Annotated in this window: 19 protein-coding genes; 12 read left to right on the top strand and 7 right to left on the bottom strand. The window is 72.6% G+C overall.

Translation table 11 applies throughout. The features are described from left to right. Nucleotides 1–26: 26 nt before the first annotated feature. The gene (locus tag ACZ8AI_RS12380; RefSeq protein WP_464858459.1) at nucleotides 27–419 is read right to left on the bottom strand and encodes a hypothetical protein; all 393 of its coding nucleotides are present in this window, start codon (nucleotides 417–419) and stop codon (nucleotides 27–29) included. Here ACZ8AI_RS12380 and ACZ8AI_RS12375 point away from each other — a divergent pair. Genes ACZ8AI_RS12375 through ACZ8AI_RS12360 form a run of 4 tightly spaced genes read left to right on the top strand, consistent with a single transcriptional unit; the run spans nucleotide 418 to nucleotide 3,123 of the window. After that, nucleotides 418–639 (top strand): FliH/SctL family protein, encoded by a 222-nt coding sequence (locus ACZ8AI_RS12375; RefSeq protein WP_464858458.1) that lies wholly within the window; start codon nucleotides 418–420, stop codon nucleotides 637–639. The two genes, ACZ8AI_RS12380 and ACZ8AI_RS12375, sit on opposite strands and share 2 nt — an antisense overlap. Further along, nucleotides 636–1,982: a FliI/YscN family ATPase gene (locus ACZ8AI_RS12370; protein WP_464858457.1), complete on the top strand. Its 1,347-nt coding sequence runs from the start codon at nucleotides 636–638 to the stop codon at nucleotides 1,980–1,982. Before ACZ8AI_RS12375 ends, ACZ8AI_RS12370 begins: the two co-directional genes overlap by 4 nt. Continuing rightward, the gene (locus ACZ8AI_RS12365; protein WP_071291421.1) at nucleotides 1,982–2,413 is read left to right on the top strand and encodes a flagellar FliJ family protein; all 432 of its coding nucleotides are present in this window, start codon (nucleotides 1,982–1,984) and stop codon (nucleotides 2,411–2,413) included. Before ACZ8AI_RS12370 ends, ACZ8AI_RS12365 begins: the two co-directional genes overlap by 1 nt. Next, nucleotides 2,410–3,123: a C40 family peptidase gene (locus ACZ8AI_RS12360; protein WP_464858456.1), complete on the top strand. Its 714-nt coding sequence runs from the start codon at nucleotides 2,410–2,412 to the stop codon at nucleotides 3,121–3,123. Before ACZ8AI_RS12365 ends, ACZ8AI_RS12360 begins: the two co-directional genes overlap by 4 nt. Nucleotides 3,124–3,378: 255 nt before the next feature. Here the strand turns inward: ACZ8AI_RS12360 and ACZ8AI_RS12355 are convergent, their stop codons facing one another. Continuing rightward, nucleotides 3,379–3,972 (bottom strand): hypothetical protein, encoded by a 594-nt coding sequence (locus ACZ8AI_RS12355; protein ID WP_464858455.1) that lies wholly within the window; start codon nucleotides 3,970–3,972, stop codon nucleotides 3,379–3,381. Here ACZ8AI_RS12355 and ACZ8AI_RS12350 point away from each other — a divergent pair. From ACZ8AI_RS12350 to ACZ8AI_RS12325, 6 genes are all read left to right on the top strand, one after another. Continuing rightward, entirely contained in the window at nucleotides 3,929–4,714 is a 786-nt protein-coding gene (locus ACZ8AI_RS12350) for a flagellar hook-length control protein FliK (RefSeq protein ID WP_464858454.1), read from the top strand. The two genes, ACZ8AI_RS12355 and ACZ8AI_RS12350, sit on opposite strands and share 44 nt — an antisense overlap. Nucleotides 4,715–4,754: 40 nt before the next feature. Further along, a complete protein-coding gene (locus ACZ8AI_RS12345; RefSeq protein ID WP_464858453.1) occupies nucleotides 4,755–5,198 on the top strand; it encodes a flagellar hook assembly protein FlgD in 444 nt (147 codons plus the stop codon). 71 nt (nucleotides 5,199–5,269) lie between these two features. Then, nucleotides 5,270–6,445, top strand: a complete 1,176-nt coding sequence (locus ACZ8AI_RS12340; protein ID WP_071291424.1) for a flagellar hook protein FlgE — start codon at nucleotides 5,270–5,272, stop codon at nucleotides 6,443–6,445. A 279-nt stretch (nucleotides 6,446–6,724) separates the two neighbouring features. After that, entirely contained in the window at nucleotides 6,725–8,266 is a 1,542-nt protein-coding gene (locus ACZ8AI_RS12335; protein ID WP_464858452.1) for an arylsulfatase, read from the top strand. Nucleotides 8,267–8,268: 2 nt separating this feature from the next. After that, nucleotides 8,269–9,177: a formylglycine-generating enzyme family protein gene (locus ACZ8AI_RS12330; RefSeq protein ID WP_464858451.1), complete on the top strand. Its 909-nt coding sequence runs from the start codon at nucleotides 8,269–8,271 to the stop codon at nucleotides 9,175–9,177. 79 nt (nucleotides 9,178–9,256) lie between these two features. Then, nucleotides 9,257–10,183: an HAD family hydrolase gene (locus tag ACZ8AI_RS12325; RefSeq protein WP_464858450.1), complete on the top strand. Its 927-nt coding sequence runs from the start codon at nucleotides 9,257–9,259 to the stop codon at nucleotides 10,181–10,183. Between the two features lie 14 nt (nucleotides 10,184–10,197). Here the strand turns inward: ACZ8AI_RS12325 and ACZ8AI_RS12320 are convergent, their stop codons facing one another. Continuing rightward, entirely contained in the window at nucleotides 10,198–10,827 is a 630-nt protein-coding gene (locus tag ACZ8AI_RS12320) for a hypothetical protein (protein WP_464858449.1), read from the bottom strand. An 85-nt stretch (nucleotides 10,828–10,912) separates the two neighbouring features. On the opposite strand from ACZ8AI_RS12320, the gene ACZ8AI_RS12315 reads away from it, so the two are divergent. Further along, a complete protein-coding gene (locus ACZ8AI_RS12315) occupies nucleotides 10,913–11,407 on the top strand; it encodes a DUF1269 domain-containing protein (protein ID WP_464858448.1) in 495 nt (164 codons plus the stop codon). A 14-nt stretch (nucleotides 11,408–11,421) separates the two neighbouring features. Here the strand turns inward: ACZ8AI_RS12315 and ACZ8AI_RS12310 are convergent, their stop codons facing one another. Then, complete coding sequence (locus ACZ8AI_RS12310; protein ID WP_464858447.1) at nucleotides 11,422–12,273, bottom strand: SDR family NAD(P)-dependent oxidoreductase; 852 nt, start codon at nucleotides 12,271–12,273, stop codon at nucleotides 11,422–11,424. 105 nt (nucleotides 12,274–12,378) lie between these two features. On the opposite strand from ACZ8AI_RS12310, the gene ACZ8AI_RS12305 reads away from it, so the two are divergent. Then, nucleotides 12,379–12,561 carry a hypothetical protein gene (locus ACZ8AI_RS12305; RefSeq protein WP_464858446.1) on the top strand — a complete coding sequence of 61 codons (183 nt, stop codon included), beginning with the start codon at nucleotides 12,379–12,381 and terminating at the stop codon, nucleotides 12,559–12,561. Nucleotides 12,562–12,564: 3 nt separating this feature from the next. On the opposite strand, the gene ACZ8AI_RS12300 is transcribed toward ACZ8AI_RS12305, so the two are convergent. Genes ACZ8AI_RS12300 through ACZ8AI_RS12290 form a run of 3 tightly spaced genes read right to left on the bottom strand, consistent with a single transcriptional unit; the run spans nucleotide 12,565 to nucleotide 14,857 of the window. Continuing rightward, complete coding sequence (locus tag ACZ8AI_RS12300; protein ID WP_464858445.1) at nucleotides 12,565–12,801, bottom strand: phosphorylase family protein; 237 nt, start codon at nucleotides 12,799–12,801, stop codon at nucleotides 12,565–12,567. A gap of 7 nt (nucleotides 12,802–12,808) precedes the next feature. Further along, nucleotides 12,809–13,252, bottom strand: coding sequence for a 5'-methylthioadenosine/S-adenosylhomocysteine nucleosidase family protein (locus ACZ8AI_RS12295; RefSeq protein WP_464858443.1), 444 nt, complete (start codon nucleotides 13,250–13,252; stop codon nucleotides 12,809–12,811). Nucleotides 13,253–13,312: 60 nt separating this feature from the next. Then, on the bottom strand, nucleotides 13,313–14,857 hold the full coding sequence (locus ACZ8AI_RS12290) for an FAD-dependent oxidoreductase (RefSeq protein WP_464858442.1): 1,545 nt from the start codon (nucleotides 14,855–14,857) through the stop codon (nucleotides 13,313–13,315). Between the last annotated feature and the right edge of the window lie 24 nt (nucleotides 14,858–14,881).

Raw genomic sequence — 14,881 nt, 5'->3', positions numbered from 1 at the left:
CGTCCAGCGCATGACGTTCCCCGTCATCACCGGCACCTCTGACCGCGACCGCGCCGCGGCGCGACGTGCGCGGACACGCCGCCGGGTACGCCGCGGGCCTCCGCGCTGCACAGGCCGAGACGGACGCCCTCCGCGCCCGGCTCGAGGCCGAGCACGCCGCCCGCGTCGCCTCGATGCACGCTGACACCGCGCGCCGCATCGCCGTGCTCGACGCGGCCACGACCGCGATGCTCTCCCAGGTGACGCCGGTCCTGGAGGCCGCGGAGCAGTCCGTCGCGGCCGCCGCGCTCGACCTGGCCGAAGCCGTCGTCGGGTACGCGATCCGTGCCTCCAGGCCGTCCGCACGCAGCGCCCACCGGACCGGCGGACGCCCACGGCCTGGAGGCGCGGGGGGCGTCCGGCGCGGAGGCGACCGTCATGCGGGCGCTCGCCTCCATCGACCGGACGGTCGCCGTCGCGATCCGGCTGAGCGTCGGCGACGCGGCCCGCGTGGCCGACCTGGACCTGCCCGTCCCGGTGGTCGCGGACTCGTCCCTCGTCGACGGCGACGCCGTCGTCGACCTGCCGGACGGCCTGCTCGACGCCCGCATCGCCACCGCGCTCGGACGCGCCCGCACCGCGCTGGGGGTCGCCTCGTGACCGCGACGCTGCTCCGCCCCCGTGGCCTCGACGATGCGCTCCGCCAGGCGGCGCCGCGGCGCGTCGGGGTGGTCACGAGCGCCGTCGGCGGGCTCGGGCTCACCATCGCCGGGCTCGACGCACGCGTCGGCGAGGTCGTCACAGTCGGTGCCGAGGGTGGCCCGCTGACCGCCGTCGAGGTCGTCGCGACCGACGTCACCGGTGTCCGCTGCATGCCGCTCGGACGCCTTACCGGGGTCACCGCCGGCACGCCCGCTCGACCCACCGGACGGCCCGTCCTCGTACCGACCGGCACAGGGCTGTTCGGCCGTGTGCTCGACGGACTCGGACGGCCGATCGACGACCACGGGCCGCTCGTGGGTGCCAGCGGCGAGCCCGTCGAGTGGGTGCCGCTCGACCACGCGACGCCGAACGCCATGGCACGCACGCGCATCGACACGCCGATGCAGCTCGGGGTCCGGGTGCTCGACACCCTGACGACGGTGGGCCGCGGGCAGCGCATGGGCCTGTTCGCCGGTTCCGGCGTCGGCAAGTCCTCGCTGCTGTCGATGATCGCGCGGGGGAGCGACGCCGCCGTGAACGTGATCGCCCTGGTGGGGGAGCGCGGCCGCGAGGTGCGCGAGTTCCTCGAGGACGACCTCGGCGCCGAGGGGCTCGCACGCTCGATCGTCGTCGTGTCCACCTCGGACGAGCCCGCGCTGATGCGCCTGCGCGCCGCGTTCGTCGCCACCCGCATCGCCGAGTCGTTCCGCGACGCCGGCCAGGACGTCGTGCTCATGATGGACTCGCTCACCCGCGTCGCGATGGCGCAGCGGGAGATCGGGCTGTCGGTCGGCGAGCCGCCGGCCGCCCGGGGCTACCCGCCGTCGACGTTCTCGGTGCTCGCCGGGCTGCTCGAACGCGCCGGGACCGACCGGATCGGCAGCATCACCGGCCTGTACACCGTGCTCGTCGACGGTGACGACCACAACGAACCGATCGCCGACGCCGCCCGCAGCATCCTCGACGGTCACGTCGTGCTCGACCGGAAGCTCGCGATCACCGGGCACTTCCCCTCGGTGGACGCGCTCGGGTCGGTGTCCCGCGTCGCCTCGAAGGTGACGACCCCGGGCCAGCGCGGTGCCGCGACGACGCTCCGGAAGGTGATGGCCGCGCGGAAGGCGGCGCAGGACCTGCTCGACGTCGGCGCGTACCAGCGGGGCACGAACCCGCTCGTCGACGCCGCCGTGGACCACCAGGACGCGATCGACGCGTTCCTCCGGCAGGGCATGGACGAGCGTGCGACCTCGGCTGCGTCCTGGCAGCACCTCGGCATGCTCGTGCAGCAGTTGGCGGTCGTCTGATGGCCCGCCGCTTCCCGCTCGCCGGACTCCTCCGCCTGCGGCACGCCGAACAGGACCGTGCCGCCGCCGCCCTCGCCACCGCGAACGAGCGGGTGCGCGACGCCGCCGACGCCCGGATCGCGGCCCGCCGCAGCCTCGCCGACGTCGAGGGGACGCAACCGATCCAGGACGCCGCCACCCTCAGCGCGGTCGCCGCCGCACGTGCGGCCACCCGCGGCATGCTCGAGGAGCTCGACGCCGTCGTCCGCTCCCGCCGCTCCGACGCCGACCAGGCGCAGGACTCCTACAACGGCGCCCGCCGCTCGGCCCTCGGGCTCGAGAAGCTCGAGGCGCAGCACGTGGAGCAGCAGACCGCGGAGGACCTCCGCACCGAACAGAACGCCCTCGACGAGATCGCGGCCCGACGCCGCGCGGAAGGTGGTGCCCGATGAGCGTGGACGCCGTGCTCTCGCGGATCTCCGAGATCCGGACCCAGATCGACGCCCTGCGCACCGGGACGGCCGCGGCACCCTCGTCGTCGTCGTCGTCGGCGGCGTCGTCCGCTGCCGGCACCGCGACGTCCAGCGCGTTCGCGGACGCCCTGGCCACGGCCACCGGCTCGCCGGCCGGGACCGCACCGGCGAAGGCCGCCCCGGCCACCTCGGTCGACGCCGGTACCGGGACGCTCGCGACGGGCAGCGGTGCCACCGGCTCGGACGTCGTCGCGGACGCCAAGAAGTACCTCGGCGTGCCGTACGTCTTCGGCGGCACGACCACGTCGGGCATGGACTGCTCCGGCCTCGTGCAGACCGTGTTCAAGGACCTCGGGGTCACGATGCCCCGGGTCGTGCCGGACCAGGCGAAGATGGGCGTCGAAGTTGGCTCCTTGAAGGACGCGCAGCCGGGCGACCTCATCATCCCGAAGGGCGAGGGGCACGTCGTCATCTACGTCGGCGACGGCAAGGTGCTGCACGCGCCGCGACCGGGCAAGGACGTCCGGATCGTCGACAACTGGTACAAGGACTCGGACATCGCCACGATCCGGCGCATCGTCCCGGCGCAGGCAGCACCCACCGCCGCGACGGCCGTGCACGCCCCCGGCTCCACCGACCTGCAGACCGCCGCGCTGATGTCGCTGATGAACTCCGGGAGCGCCGCATGAGCGTGACGATCGCCACTCCGACGCCGGTCGCTCCGGCGGTGTCGAAGCCCTCGGGCGGGCCGGCCCAGCGCGGCAGCGCCGACTCGTTCGGCGCTGCCCTGGCCGCCGCCGCGCCCGACGCGCACCGCACGGCCCCCGCGACGCACCCGATCGCCGCGACGCCGATCGCCAGGCCGGTCGGGACGGGGATCGGGACGCCCGCGAGATCGCAGTCGGGGACGGTTCCGGACGCGACCGTGCCGCCGAAGTGCGATCTCACCGAGGGGTTCGGCGACGGACGCGGCCGGGAGCGCCGACGCGCCCGACGCGGCCCTGGCGAGCGAGTCGGCGGCGGCGTCGGCGACGGCTCCGGGCGTCGTGAGCGTCCGGACCCGTGGCGATCGACCCGACGACGAGCCCGACGGCATCCGGCACGACCGGGATCGGTGCGGCGAACGGCGCCACGTCGGACGCCGCGACGACGGCAGCGGCAGCAGCGACGGCTTCCGTGGTGGACACCCTGTCCGCAGCCACGCCGGTCGGACCGGTGCCCGCGTCGGCCGACACCCGGGCAGCCACGGCATCGGCACCACTGCCGACCGCGTCGGCCCCGAGGACGAGCACGGCGACGAGCACGCCGCCCGTGACGCCGACGCCGACGCCGACGCCGGCGCCGACCCCGTCGACCCCGACCCCGTCGAACCCGGTACCGGTGGCGAACGGTGCGGGCACCGCGGCACCGACCGCAGGCGTCAGCACGGCTACCGCGCCCACGACGACGGCACCCCCGACGACCGCACCCGCCGCCACGCCGATCGCGGCACCCGTGGCCGCCTCGACGACGGCGACGACGCCCGACCTCAGCGCCACGCCCGGCACCACCACGACCGGCACCCCCGTGGTGCTCACCACGGCGGCCGACCCTGCCGACGCAGTCCCCACCACTCCGAGCACCAGCCCGACCACCTCCGCGACCGCGGCGACCGCAGCCGGCGTGGCCGAGCCCGGTCAGCCGGACGCGACCACGGGGAGCGGAGCCCAGACCGGCCACGGGAACGACGGGGGCCGATCGGAGCAGGGCGATCCGGGCCTCCAGGCCGTGACCGCACCGCGCGGTGCCGAGACGCCCTTCGCGGTGCCGAACACCTCCGCGACGGCGGCCCCCGCGGCCTCCGGAGCGGTCGCCGCGAACGCGCCGGCGCCCCTCGCCCAGCAGCTCAGCCGCCCCGTGTTCACGCTCGCGCAGGCCGGCCCGGGGGAGCACGTCGTCACCGTCCAGCTGACGCCGGACGCGCTCGGGCCCGTCACCGTGCGGGCACACGTCACGGCGCACGGGATGCACGTCGAGCTGTTCGCGGCCTCGGACGCGGGCCGCGACGCGGTCCGCCAGGTACTGCCCGACCTGCGCCGCGACGCAGCCGGCACCGGCGTGTCGACCACCCTCGACCTGTCCTCGCAGAACCAGCCGGACACCCGCTCCGGTCACGACGACCGGCCCGTTCCGGCGGCTCCCCGCGTCGACCCCGGCCTGGAGGCGCGACCCACCTCGCGCACGCCCGGCACCGCCCACACGCCCACCGTCCGCAGCGTCGGACTCGACGTCCTCGCCTGAGCGACGACACCTCGCACTGGCGAAACCGAAGGGAACGACCATGCCGATCGACGGCATCACCGGCTCCGTGGACCAGGCCGCACAGGCCGCGGCCCTCGCCGCCAACAGCACCTCGCAGAAGTCCCAGACCATGGACTCCGAGGTCTTCATGAAGCTGCTCGTGACGCAGCTGCGGAACCAGGACCCGTCCTCTCCGATGGACACCAACCAGATGATCAGCCAGCAGACGCAGCTCGCGATGATGGAGCAGATCACGAACCAGACCACGACGGCGAACGAGAACTTCTCGCTGCAGATGCGGATCGCCGCCGCCAACCTCGTCGGCAAGCAGGTCAGCTACACCGACGCCGTCAGCGGGAAGCCGGTCACCGGCACCGCCTCGGCCGTGTCGTACGCGAACAGCGTGCCCACGGTCACCGTGAACGGGAAGGAGGTCGCCCTCGACGTGATCTCCGGCATCACCACCACCGCTCCGGCCTCCTGACCACGCTCCTTCCCCTTCCGCTTCCCCTTCTTCTTCTTCCTGCTCTTCCTGCCTCTCCGAAAGGACGCACCATGCTCCGCTCGCTCTACTCCGGGATCTCCGGGCTCCGCTCGCACCAGCAGATGCTCGACGTCACCGGCAACAACATCGCCAACGTCAACACCGTCGGCTTCAAGGCGTCGTCGACGGTCTTCCAGGACACCCTGTCGCAGATGACCCAGGGTGCCGGCGGACCGCAGACCGGCATCGGCGGCACGAACCCGGCGCAGATCGGCCTCGGCGTGCAGGTCGCCGGTGTCTCGACGAACTTCGCGCAGGGGTCCGCCCAGGCCACCGGCAAGGCGACCGACCTGATGATCTCCGGCGACGGGTTCTTCGTCACCCGCCTCGGCAACGACACCGTGTACTCCCGCGCCGGAGCCTTCGACTTCGACGCCGACGGCCGCCTGGTGTCCGCCGACGGCAAGATCGTGCAGGGCTACCCGGCCACGAACGGCGTCGTGAACGAGAACGGCCAGCTCGGCGACATCGTGCTCCCGCTCGACGCCGCCGCACCCGCCGTGCGCACCACCACCGCCGGCGTCACCGGCAACCTGCCGTCCGAGACCGCCGTGGGTGCCGTCATCACCCGCGACGCGACCGTGTACGACTCGTCCGGCGCGAAGCACACCATGTCCCTCGCCTACACGCGTACCGCGGCCGGCTGGGACGTCGAGGCGAGCGACGGGCAGGGCACGAAGGCGACGTCGTCCCTCACCTTCGGCGCGGACGGCAAGCTGACGGCCGGCGGGACCGTGACCGTCGGGAACATCGCCGTCGACATGACCCAGCTCACCGGGTTCGCGACGCTCAACACGGCGTCGATCGCGTCGCAGAACGGCAGCTCGGCCGGCTCGCTGCAGGGCTACTCGATCTCGAAGGACGGCACCGTCGTCGGCACCTTCTCGAACGGGGCCTCGCTCGCCATCGGCCGGGTCGCCCTCGCCACCTTCGCCAACCCGGCGGGCCTCGAGAAGACCGGCGCCTCCGGCTACCGGGCGACCGCGAACTCGGGCAACGCCTCCGTCGGCGCACCGGGCTCGCCCGGGGTCGGCCAGCTCGCCTCGGGCACGCTCGAGATGTCGAACGTGGACCTGTCGCAGGAGTTCACCAACCTCATCGTGGCGCAGCGCGGGTTCCAGGCGAACGCGCGCATCATCACGACCTCGGACGAGGTGCTGCAGGAGCTGACGAACCTGAAGCGGTAGGTCTGGCGCGGGGCCGGGGCGCTCTCGCGATCGTGCGGGGGCGGCGTTGGGTCGTGCGCGCGGGCTGCGTCGAGGGAACAGGAATCGTCGGGTCGGGGACTCCCACCCGACGAATCCTGTTCCCTCGTTCGTCCCCGGGCCGGGGCGGGCGTCGGGGCCGGCGCCGGGGTTGCGCACGATCTCACCCGCTCGGGGTGGCCCGTGCCGCCGGGGGATCGCCCAGCATCGCCGCAGGGCCACGCGCACCGGGTGCGGGCTCCGCGACCGAGGAGGACAGCGATGCCCAAGGACAAGCCGAACATCCTGGTGATCTGGGGCGACGACATCGGGATCACGAACCTGAGCGCCTACAGCGACGGGCTGATGGGGTACCGGACGCCGAACATCGACCGGATCGCGGACGAGGGGATGCGGTTCACGGACTCCTACGGCGAGCAGAGCTGCACCGCCGGCCGATCGTCGTTCATCACGGGGCAGAGCGTGTTCCGCACCGGGCTGAGCAAGGTGGGGATGCCCGGGGCCGACCTCGGGCTCCGTGCCGAGGACCCGACGATCGCCGAGGTGCTGCAACCGCACGGCTACGCCACGGGGCAGTTCGGCAAGAACCACCTCGGCGACAAGAACGACTTCCTGCCGACGGCCCACGGGTTCGACGAGTTCTACGGCAACCTGTACCACCTCAACGCGGAGGAGGAGCCGGAGTCGGCGAACTGGCCGTCCGTCGAGGAGTTCCCGGCGTTCAACGACCGCGCTCGTCCACGTGGGGTGATCCACTCGTGGGCGACCGACGAGGACGACGACACGGTCGACGGCCGCTACGGTCGCCGGGGCAAGCAGCGCGTCGAGGACACCGGGCCGCTGACGAAGAAGCGCATGGAGACCATCGACGAGGAGTTCGCCGAGGCCGCGATGGACTTCATCGGACGGCAGGCGGAGTCCGACACCCCGTTCTTCGTCTGGATGAACACCACGCACATGCACTTCCGGACGCACCCGAAGCCGGAGAGCATCGGGCAGGCGGGCCGCTGGCAGTCGCCGTACCACGACACGATGATCGACCACGACCGCGTGGTCGGATCGCTCCTCGACCAGCTCGACGAGCTCGGGATCGCGGACGACACCATCGTGATCTACTCGACCGACAACGGGCCGCACATGAACACCTGGCCGGACGCCGGGATGACTCCGTTCCGCAGCGAGAAGAACACGAACTGGGAGGGCGCGTTCCGTGTCCCGCAGATGATCCGGTGGCCCGGGCACATCGAGGCGGGATCGATCTCGAACGCGATCATCCAGCACCACGACTGGTTCCCCACGTTCCTCAGCGCGGTCGGGGACTCCACGACGGTCGACGAGCTCAAGAAGGGCAAGACGATCGGCGACCGCACGTACAAGGTGCACATCGACGGGTACGACTTCCTGCCGTACCTCACCGGCGAGGTCGAGAAGGGGCCGCGACCCGGCCTGGTCTACTTCTCCGACGACGGCGACGTCCTCGCCCTCCGGTTCGACAACTGGAAGGCGGTGTTCATGGAGCAGCGCGTCAACGGGACGCTGCAGGTCTGGTTCGACCCCTTCGTCACGCTCCGGGTGCCGAAGCTCTACAACCTGAGGACCGACCCGTTCGAACGCGCCGACGTCACGTCGAACACCTACTTCGACTGGTTGTTCGAGAACGACTACCTGCTGCTCGCCGCGACGACCCTGGTCACCGAGTTCCTCGACACCTTCGAGGAGTTCCCACCCCGGCAGCGTGCGGCGACGTTCAGCATCGACCAGGCCGTCGACAAGTTGCAGTCCTTCCTCGCGGGCGGGGACTGAGCATGCCGGACAGGGCACGGTCCTCGACGGCGATCCGCACCACCACGGTGCGGATCGCCGCCGGCACGTTCACCATGGGGTCCGACGCCCACTACCCGGAGGAGGCCCCTGCTCACCAGGTCACGGTCGACGCCTTCGCGATCGCCCCGGAACCGGTGACGAACCGGGAGTACGCGGCGTTCGTCCGCGAGACCGGCTACCGCACGGTGGCGGAGCGACCCCTCGATCCCGTTCTGTACTCGGGCGCCCCGCCGGAGAACCTGCACGCCGGCTCGATGGTGTTCACCGGGACGAGCGGTCCGGTCGACCTCCGGCATCTCAGCCAGTGGTGGGCATGGACACCGGGCGCGAACTGGCGCCGTCCGTTCGGACCCGGTTCGACCATCGCGGACCGTGCCGACCACCCGGTGGTGCACGTGGCGTACGAGGACGCGGACGCCTACGCACGGTGGGCCGGGGCCCGGCTGCCGACCGAGGCGGAGTGGGAGTACGCGGCGCGCGGCGGACTCGACCAGGCGGAGTTCACCTGGGGTGACGATCCGGAACGGCCAGGCGGACCGCGCGCCAACTACTGGCACGGTGCGTTCCCGTGGCGTGCGGAGCGGGGGTACGGGCGCACGACACCGGTCGGGTCGTTCCCGCCGAACGGGTACGGCCTGCACGACACCGCGGGGAACGTCTGGGAGTGGACCACCGACCGGTACGTCGAGCACACGGACGCCGGCGCGACGGCGCACGACTGCTGCGCGCCGGAGGACGACTCCGGTGCAGCGGTGGAGCGGCGCGTGGTCAAGGGCGGGTCGTTCCTCTGCGCGGACAGCTACTGCCGGCGCTACCGTCCGGCCGCCCGCCGTGGGCAGGAGACCGACACCGGGATGAGCCACATCGGCTTCCGCGTCGCAGCCGGGTGAGGCCGGCGGCCGTCGTCGCCGCAGATCTCGTCCGATGCGGATGAGGCAGCGCAGTGACGGAGCACGGAGGCTGCACCACATGACAGAACTCCCATCCTGGCGCGACGGGCGGACCCGTGACGCGATCCTGCAGTACGTCGCCGACGTCGCCGACGTCACCGGCGGCCCCGACCCGCTCGCTCCGGCCGAGCGGGTCGCCGTGTTCGACAACGACGGCACCCTGTGGACCGAGAAGCCGGTCCCGACACAACTGCAGTGGCTCGTCGCGCAGTGGGCCGAGGCCGCTCGGACCGATCCGTCACTCGCCACGACGCAGCCCTACGCTGCGGCAGCGGCCGGCGACCTCGCCTGGATCGGGGGAGCGATCGACCGCCACACCGCCGGCGACGACAGCGACCTCGGTCTGCTCTTCGCCGCGGTGACCCGCGTGACCGCCGGCGTCAGCGTCGAGCGCTACGCCGAGATGGTGGCGGAGTTCTACGCGTCGAACACCCACCCGTCGCTCGGCGTGCCCTACCCGGAGACCGTGTACCAGCCCATGGTCGAACTGGTCGACCTCCTGCACCGGAACGACTTCGCCTGCTACGTCGTGTCCGCGGGGGAGCGGGACTTCATGCGCTCGACGATCTTCGACGCCTTCGGCATCCCGCCCGAGCGCGTCGTCGGCACCGCGTTCGGCCTGGAGTACGTGGACGGCGAGGTCCGGTACGGCAACGCGCTGGCGTTCTTCGACGACGGCCCCGAGAAGCCGGTGCGGATCTGGTCGCGCATCGGTCAGCGGCCGGCGATCGCGGTCGGGAACTCGGACGGCGACCGCGAGATGCTCGAGTACGCACGGCCCGGCCGGTCCGGTCTGCGACTGACGATCCACCACGACGACGACACCGGACGTGGTGACGTGCCCTACGACAAGGGTGCGGAGCGGCTCCTCGGCGAGGCGGCCGCACGGGACGTCGTCGTCGTGAGCGTGCGGGACGACTGGGCCCGGGTGTTCCCCGAGGCGTGACTGCGCCGGCGTCCTCAGATCTTGATCGGGAACATCGCGAGCAGGACGATCCCGGTGACGGCGCCGGCGAGCGCGGTCAGGAAGAGCGTCGTCCGAGCCCATCCGCGGAGCTCCCGTTGCGAGAGCGCCGCAAGGAACAGGACCAGCGCGAACAGCACCGTCAACAGCGAGTAGTCGTCGCCGCGCTGGTTCGCCTCGAGGGCGGAGTCGAACCGTGCGTCGGCGCGCTCCGACAGGGCCTCGGCCCGCTCGGTCCCCGCCGGTTCGTAGGACGGGACGGCGAAGGGTCCTGTGGCGGCGCGCCCGTCGGCCTCCCACGCGCCGAAGGCCTGTCGGAGTTCCGGGGTGAAGCGATCCTGCACGTAGGAGCGGAGCTGATCGTCGCCCTTCGCGTCGGCGAGGACCCACTGCACCCAGATCGTCAGGTCCCACTGTCGGGCGTCACGGGCCTCCGACGAGGCGTCCGCCGCCTGCACTCTCGCGCTCGACGCCTGACTGAACGCGATCGACATCTCGCCGCCCCACTTCGACGACTCGAAGCCGCACCATGCGGTGAGCACAGCCGTCACCGAGAGGAGGATCACCGTGAGCAGCTCACGGCCGCCCGCCCGGCGACGACCGCTGTCCTGGTCCTGGTCGCTCATCGCCCCACTGTCGCCGGGCGCGGACCGGTGTTCATCGCCCGGAGCGGGTGAACCGGCTTCGGCGTCGACGGGGGACGATCGCGCCATGTCCGAACTCATCATCATCGCGTTCGACGACGAAGCGCTTGCCCTCGCCGCCTACGAGCAGGTGCAGCTCCTGCAGGACCGCACGTTCGTGGAACTCGGGGGGATCGCGCTGGTCCGCGTCGACGAGCGCGGGCACCTGCACGTCGAGACCCCCGGCCGGTCCGCCGAGCTCGGGGTCCGCGCCGCGTCGAGCGCGGTCTTCGGCACCGTGCTCGGTGCGCTGTTCCTGATGCCGTTCCTCGGGCTCGCGGTGGGCGGGGTGATCGGGGCGCTGTTCGCCGGACTCGACCGCACGACGATCGACGCCGGGTTCCGCGAACGGGTCGCCGCGGTCCTGGCACCGGGGCGCTCGGCGGTCGTCGCGTACGCCACGGCCGTGCGGGACGAGGACTTCCGGCAGGCGCTCGACGCGTTCGGCGGCACGGTCGTGCAGACGACGCTCACACCCGACGACGAGCGCGCCATCGCCCACGAGCTCACCGAGCTGCGGTGACGCCCGTCAGCCCGTCAGCCCTGCGGCCCGTCGAGATCGAGGTGCTCCGACAGCTCCGGGTACGCCCGCGCCTGCTCCACGAGCAGCTCACCCTTGCGGACCACGCCCCCGACGCTGTCGGCGCCGGCGACGAACCGCACCGGCGGCGCGTCCAACTCGGTCACGGCGAGGAGGGCCCGGGCGAGCTTCGCGGGGTCGCCCGACTGCCGCCCCTCCATGCCGCGGAAGAACTCCCGGGTCCGCGCCGAGGCCTCTGCGTAGTCGGGTACCTCGACGTCGCCCCAGAAGGTCGAGTCGCCCTCGGCCAGCAGGTCGGTGCGGAAGAACCCGGGCTCGACCACCGTGGCGTGCAGGCCGAACGGCGCGATCTCGTCGTGGAGCGCCTCCATCCATCCCTCGAGCGCGAACTTCGACGCCGCGTACGCACTGCCGCCCGCCCCGGCGACGATCCCGGCCGTCGAGCTGATGGTGACGACGTGCCCGGAACGCTGCCGCCGCATCACGGGCAGGACCGCTCGGGTGACGGCGAGCGCGCCGAAGAAGTTCGTCTCGACCTGCGTTCGGAACCGCGCCGCTGAGACCTCCTCGAAGTACCCGGCCTGGAAGCTGCCAGCGTTGTTGACGAGCACGTCGATGCGGCCGAAACGCTCGACCGCCGCGTCGACCGCGGCCCGGGCGGCACCCTCGTCGGTGACGTCGAGCGCGACGGGCAGCAGCGAGTCGTGTGACCCGACGGCCGCGACCACGCGGTCGGGATTGCGGGCGGTGGCGACGACGTGGTGGCCGGCTTCGAGAGCGGCGCGGGCGAAGTCGACGCCCATCCCGCGGCTGGTACCCGTGATGAGGAAGGTCTTGGGGACGGTCATGGTGTCATCGAACCGCGTGGCACTCCGGTGAGCGAGGTGTGCGGCAAACGGGGCACACCAGAACCCCCTTGCGGACACGCGGTGGGGCTGGGTACCGTCGCGGCCATGACCGATCCACGCGACGACGACGACCTCGCCGACTTCCGCGAGGCGCAGGACACCGACCACGAACCGGAGCCCGTGGTGCACGACCCGGACGACCTGCCGGTGGTGGACGACGGCGACGACGAACTACTGCCGGACGACGACCGTCCGGTTCCGCTCGACGACGACGACGACGAGGCCTGACCGTCAGCGAGCGAGTCCGAGCACCACGTCCCCGACAACCCTCGCCGCGCGGGCCGAGGCGCCGTCCAGGTGCTCGCGGAACTCGTCGCCGTCCGGGGCGCACAGGTCGCTGATGGCACGCACCGAGACGAACGGCATGTCGTGCACGTGCGCGAACTGCGCGATCGCCGCCGACTCCATGTCCACCGCGGCCACGGCGGGGAACGCGGTGCGGAGCAGCCGGGCGCGGTCCTCGGTCACGAAGACCTCACTCGACCCGATCGTGGCGGATCGCCAGGCGGTACCCGGCGTCGGAGCCGAGGGCGAGGTCGACCAGGCGCGCGTCGGGCGCGTAGCCCGTCGGCATGCCCGGCACCTGGCCGAGCGCATAGCCGAACGTCGTCGCGTCCGCGTTGAGGTTCACGTACCGGTCACCGACCAGGACGTCGCCGATCTCGATGCCGTGCATGAGCCCGCCCGCCGTCCCGACGTTGATGACGGGTACCCCTGGGCCGAAGTCGTGGAAGCAGTGCGCGACGGCGGCGGTGGCGTTCGTGAAGCCGATGCCGCTGCGGCGGACGGCGACCGTCGCGCCGCCGACGTCGAGGAGGTGGTGCGGGTCGTGTCCGCCGACCGGTCCGTCGAGGACCGGCACGCCCCCGAAGCGATCAGCGAACGCCGCGACCTCTTCGCTCATGGCAGCGATGACCACGGCGAGGGGGCGTCGAGGAGCAGGCACCCGTCGATCCTCGCACGAGGAGCGGCACGTCCATCACCCGTCCGACCCCCGCCGGGAAGGCGAGGTCTCCGGCACGGAGCGCCGCAGTCCGCCGACGGGGACCCCGACGGCCCGGAGTGCCGCGTCGAACTGCTCTGCGAGGGGCTGCTCGTCGTCGCTCGTCCACGATGCGACGCCGTCCGGGCGGAACAGCGTGAGCCGGGGGAGCCCGGGGCCGCGGTCGTCCGCCGTTTGCTCGACGAACGCGATGACGATCTCGTCGGACAGGACGTCCAACGCGTTGTCGACGGCCGCGCGGAGCGACGGGTCGGCGACCAGGAGCACCGGCTTCCCGTCGCTGAACATCGAGCCGAGTGTCGTGGGCGCGGCGGGCGGCTCGTGCGCGGCGCCCCGCACCACCCGGACGTCCGGGAGCGTGCTCTCGGGGCGCAGACCCGCGAGCCAGGTGCCGATCTCGCGGTTGCCGTCCGCTGTGCCGACCAGGCGCTCGAAGGTCGCCCGGATCGCGAGGGTCGCCGGCTCCGCCGCGGTGATGAGGGCGGACTGAGTCAGGGTCGAGGTGCGGAGGGACACACCGAAGGCGTGCCGTTCCGCTGCGTAGTCGTCGAGTGCGGTGTCCGCCAGGGTGCCCCGGACGACGGCGGCCGCTCGCCAACCGAGGCTCATCGCGTCCTGGATGCCGGCGTTGAGGCCGAGGCCGCCGGTGGGCCAGTGGATGTGCGCTGCGTCACCGGCGAGGAGCACGCGGCCGGCGCGGAACGTCGCGGCGAGACGGTTCTCGTCGCCGAACCGCGACAGCCACGAGGGATCGTGCACGCCGAGGTCGGTGCCGGTCATGCGCCGGACGAAGTCGCGCAGCGTCTCGAGGTCGAGCTGCTCGTCGGTGGTCTGGTGCTCCGGGTCCCAGCCGGTCAACCGGAAGCGCCCGTCCGGCAGCGGCGCGACGATGAGGGCGCCGTCGGGACGGACGATCCGCGTCCCCGGTGCCGGCGGGCTGTCGAGGAGCACGTCGCCGACGAATCCCCATGCCCGGCTGGCCTCGCCCTCGAAGGGGATCGCCGCGAGCTGCCGGACCGTGCTGCGTGCCCCGTCGCACCCGACGACGAGCGCCGCCGACACGGTGTGCTGGACACCGCCCCGCGAGTAGGTCACGGCCACCGGTGCGTCGGCGTCGTCCTGGTCGATCCCCGTGACGGCCGCACCGGTGACGATCTCGACACCGAGGCGCCGTGCGCGTTCCTCGAGGAGGTGCTCGGTCGTGGTCTGCGGCACGAGCAGCATGTACGGGAACGGCGTGTCCAACCCATCGAAGCGGATGCTCTCGCGGAGCAGCCCGAAGTGCCACGCCGGCACGGGCCGACCGGCCGCCAGGACCGGCGCCACCGCGTCACGGAGCGCCAGGACCTCGAGCGTCCGGGGCATCATCCCGAGGGCGCGTGCGTGCGGCGATCGCTCCGAGCGCTTCTCGAGGACGACGGTCCGGACGCCGGCGGTCGTGAGCTCGGCGGCGAGCCACAGCCCGGTCGGGCCCGCACCCACCACGACGACGGTGTCGGACGAAGGGGATCTGGTCTCCATGGCGGTCCTGCTCCTGGTGCTGCT

It is taken from the genome of Curtobacterium sp. AC273 (assembly GCF_979253735.1).
This window is presented reverse-complemented; position numbering and strand designations above follow the sequence as displayed.

Bases quoted from the DNA above. Each gene is read 5' to 3' on its own strand.
- ACZ8AI_RS12375 (WP_464858458.1), top strand. From the start codon at position 418: ATGCGGGCGCTCGCCTCCATCGACCGGACGGTCGCCGTCGCGATCCGG.
- ACZ8AI_RS12380 (WP_464858459.1), bottom strand. From the start codon at position 419: ATGACGGTCGCCTCCGCGCCGGACGCCCCCCGCGCCTCCAGGCCGTGG.
- ACZ8AI_RS12365 (WP_071291421.1), top strand. From the start codon at position 1,982: ATGGCCCGCCGCTTCCCGCTCGCCGGACTCCTCCGCCTGCGGCACGCC.
- ACZ8AI_RS12360 (WP_464858456.1), top strand. From the start codon at position 2,410: ATGAGCGTGGACGCCGTGCTCTCGCGGATCTCCGAGATCCGGACCCAG.
- ACZ8AI_RS12345 (WP_464858453.1), top strand. From the start codon at position 4,755: ATGCCGATCGACGGCATCACCGGCTCCGTGGACCAGGCCGCACAGGCC.
- ACZ8AI_RS12340 (WP_071291424.1), top strand. From the start codon at position 5,270: ATGCTCCGCTCGCTCTACTCCGGGATCTCCGGGCTCCGCTCGCACCAG.
- ACZ8AI_RS12335 (WP_464858452.1), top strand. From the start codon at position 6,725: ATGCCCAAGGACAAGCCGAACATCCTGGTGATCTGGGGCGACGACATC.
- ACZ8AI_RS12330 (WP_464858451.1), top strand. From the start codon at position 8,269: ATGCCGGACAGGGCACGGTCCTCGACGGCGATCCGCACCACCACGGTG.
- ACZ8AI_RS12325 (WP_464858450.1), top strand. From the start codon at position 9,257: ATGACAGAACTCCCATCCTGGCGCGACGGGCGGACCCGTGACGCGATC.
- ACZ8AI_RS12320 (WP_464858449.1), bottom strand. From the start codon at position 10,827: ATGAGCGACCAGGACCAGGACAGCGGTCGTCGCCGGGCGGGCGGCCGT.
- ACZ8AI_RS12315 (WP_464858448.1), top strand. From the start codon at position 10,913: ATGTCCGAACTCATCATCATCGCGTTCGACGACGAAGCGCTTGCCCTC.
- ACZ8AI_RS12310 (WP_464858447.1), bottom strand. From the start codon at position 12,273: ATGACCGTCCCCAAGACCTTCCTCATCACGGGTACCAGCCGCGGGATG.
- ACZ8AI_RS12305 (WP_464858446.1), top strand. From the start codon at position 12,379: ATGACCGATCCACGCGACGACGACGACCTCGCCGACTTCCGCGAGGCG.
- ACZ8AI_RS12290 (WP_464858442.1), bottom strand. From the start codon at position 14,857: ATGGAGACCAGATCCCCTTCGTCCGACACCGTCGTCGTGGTGGGTGCG.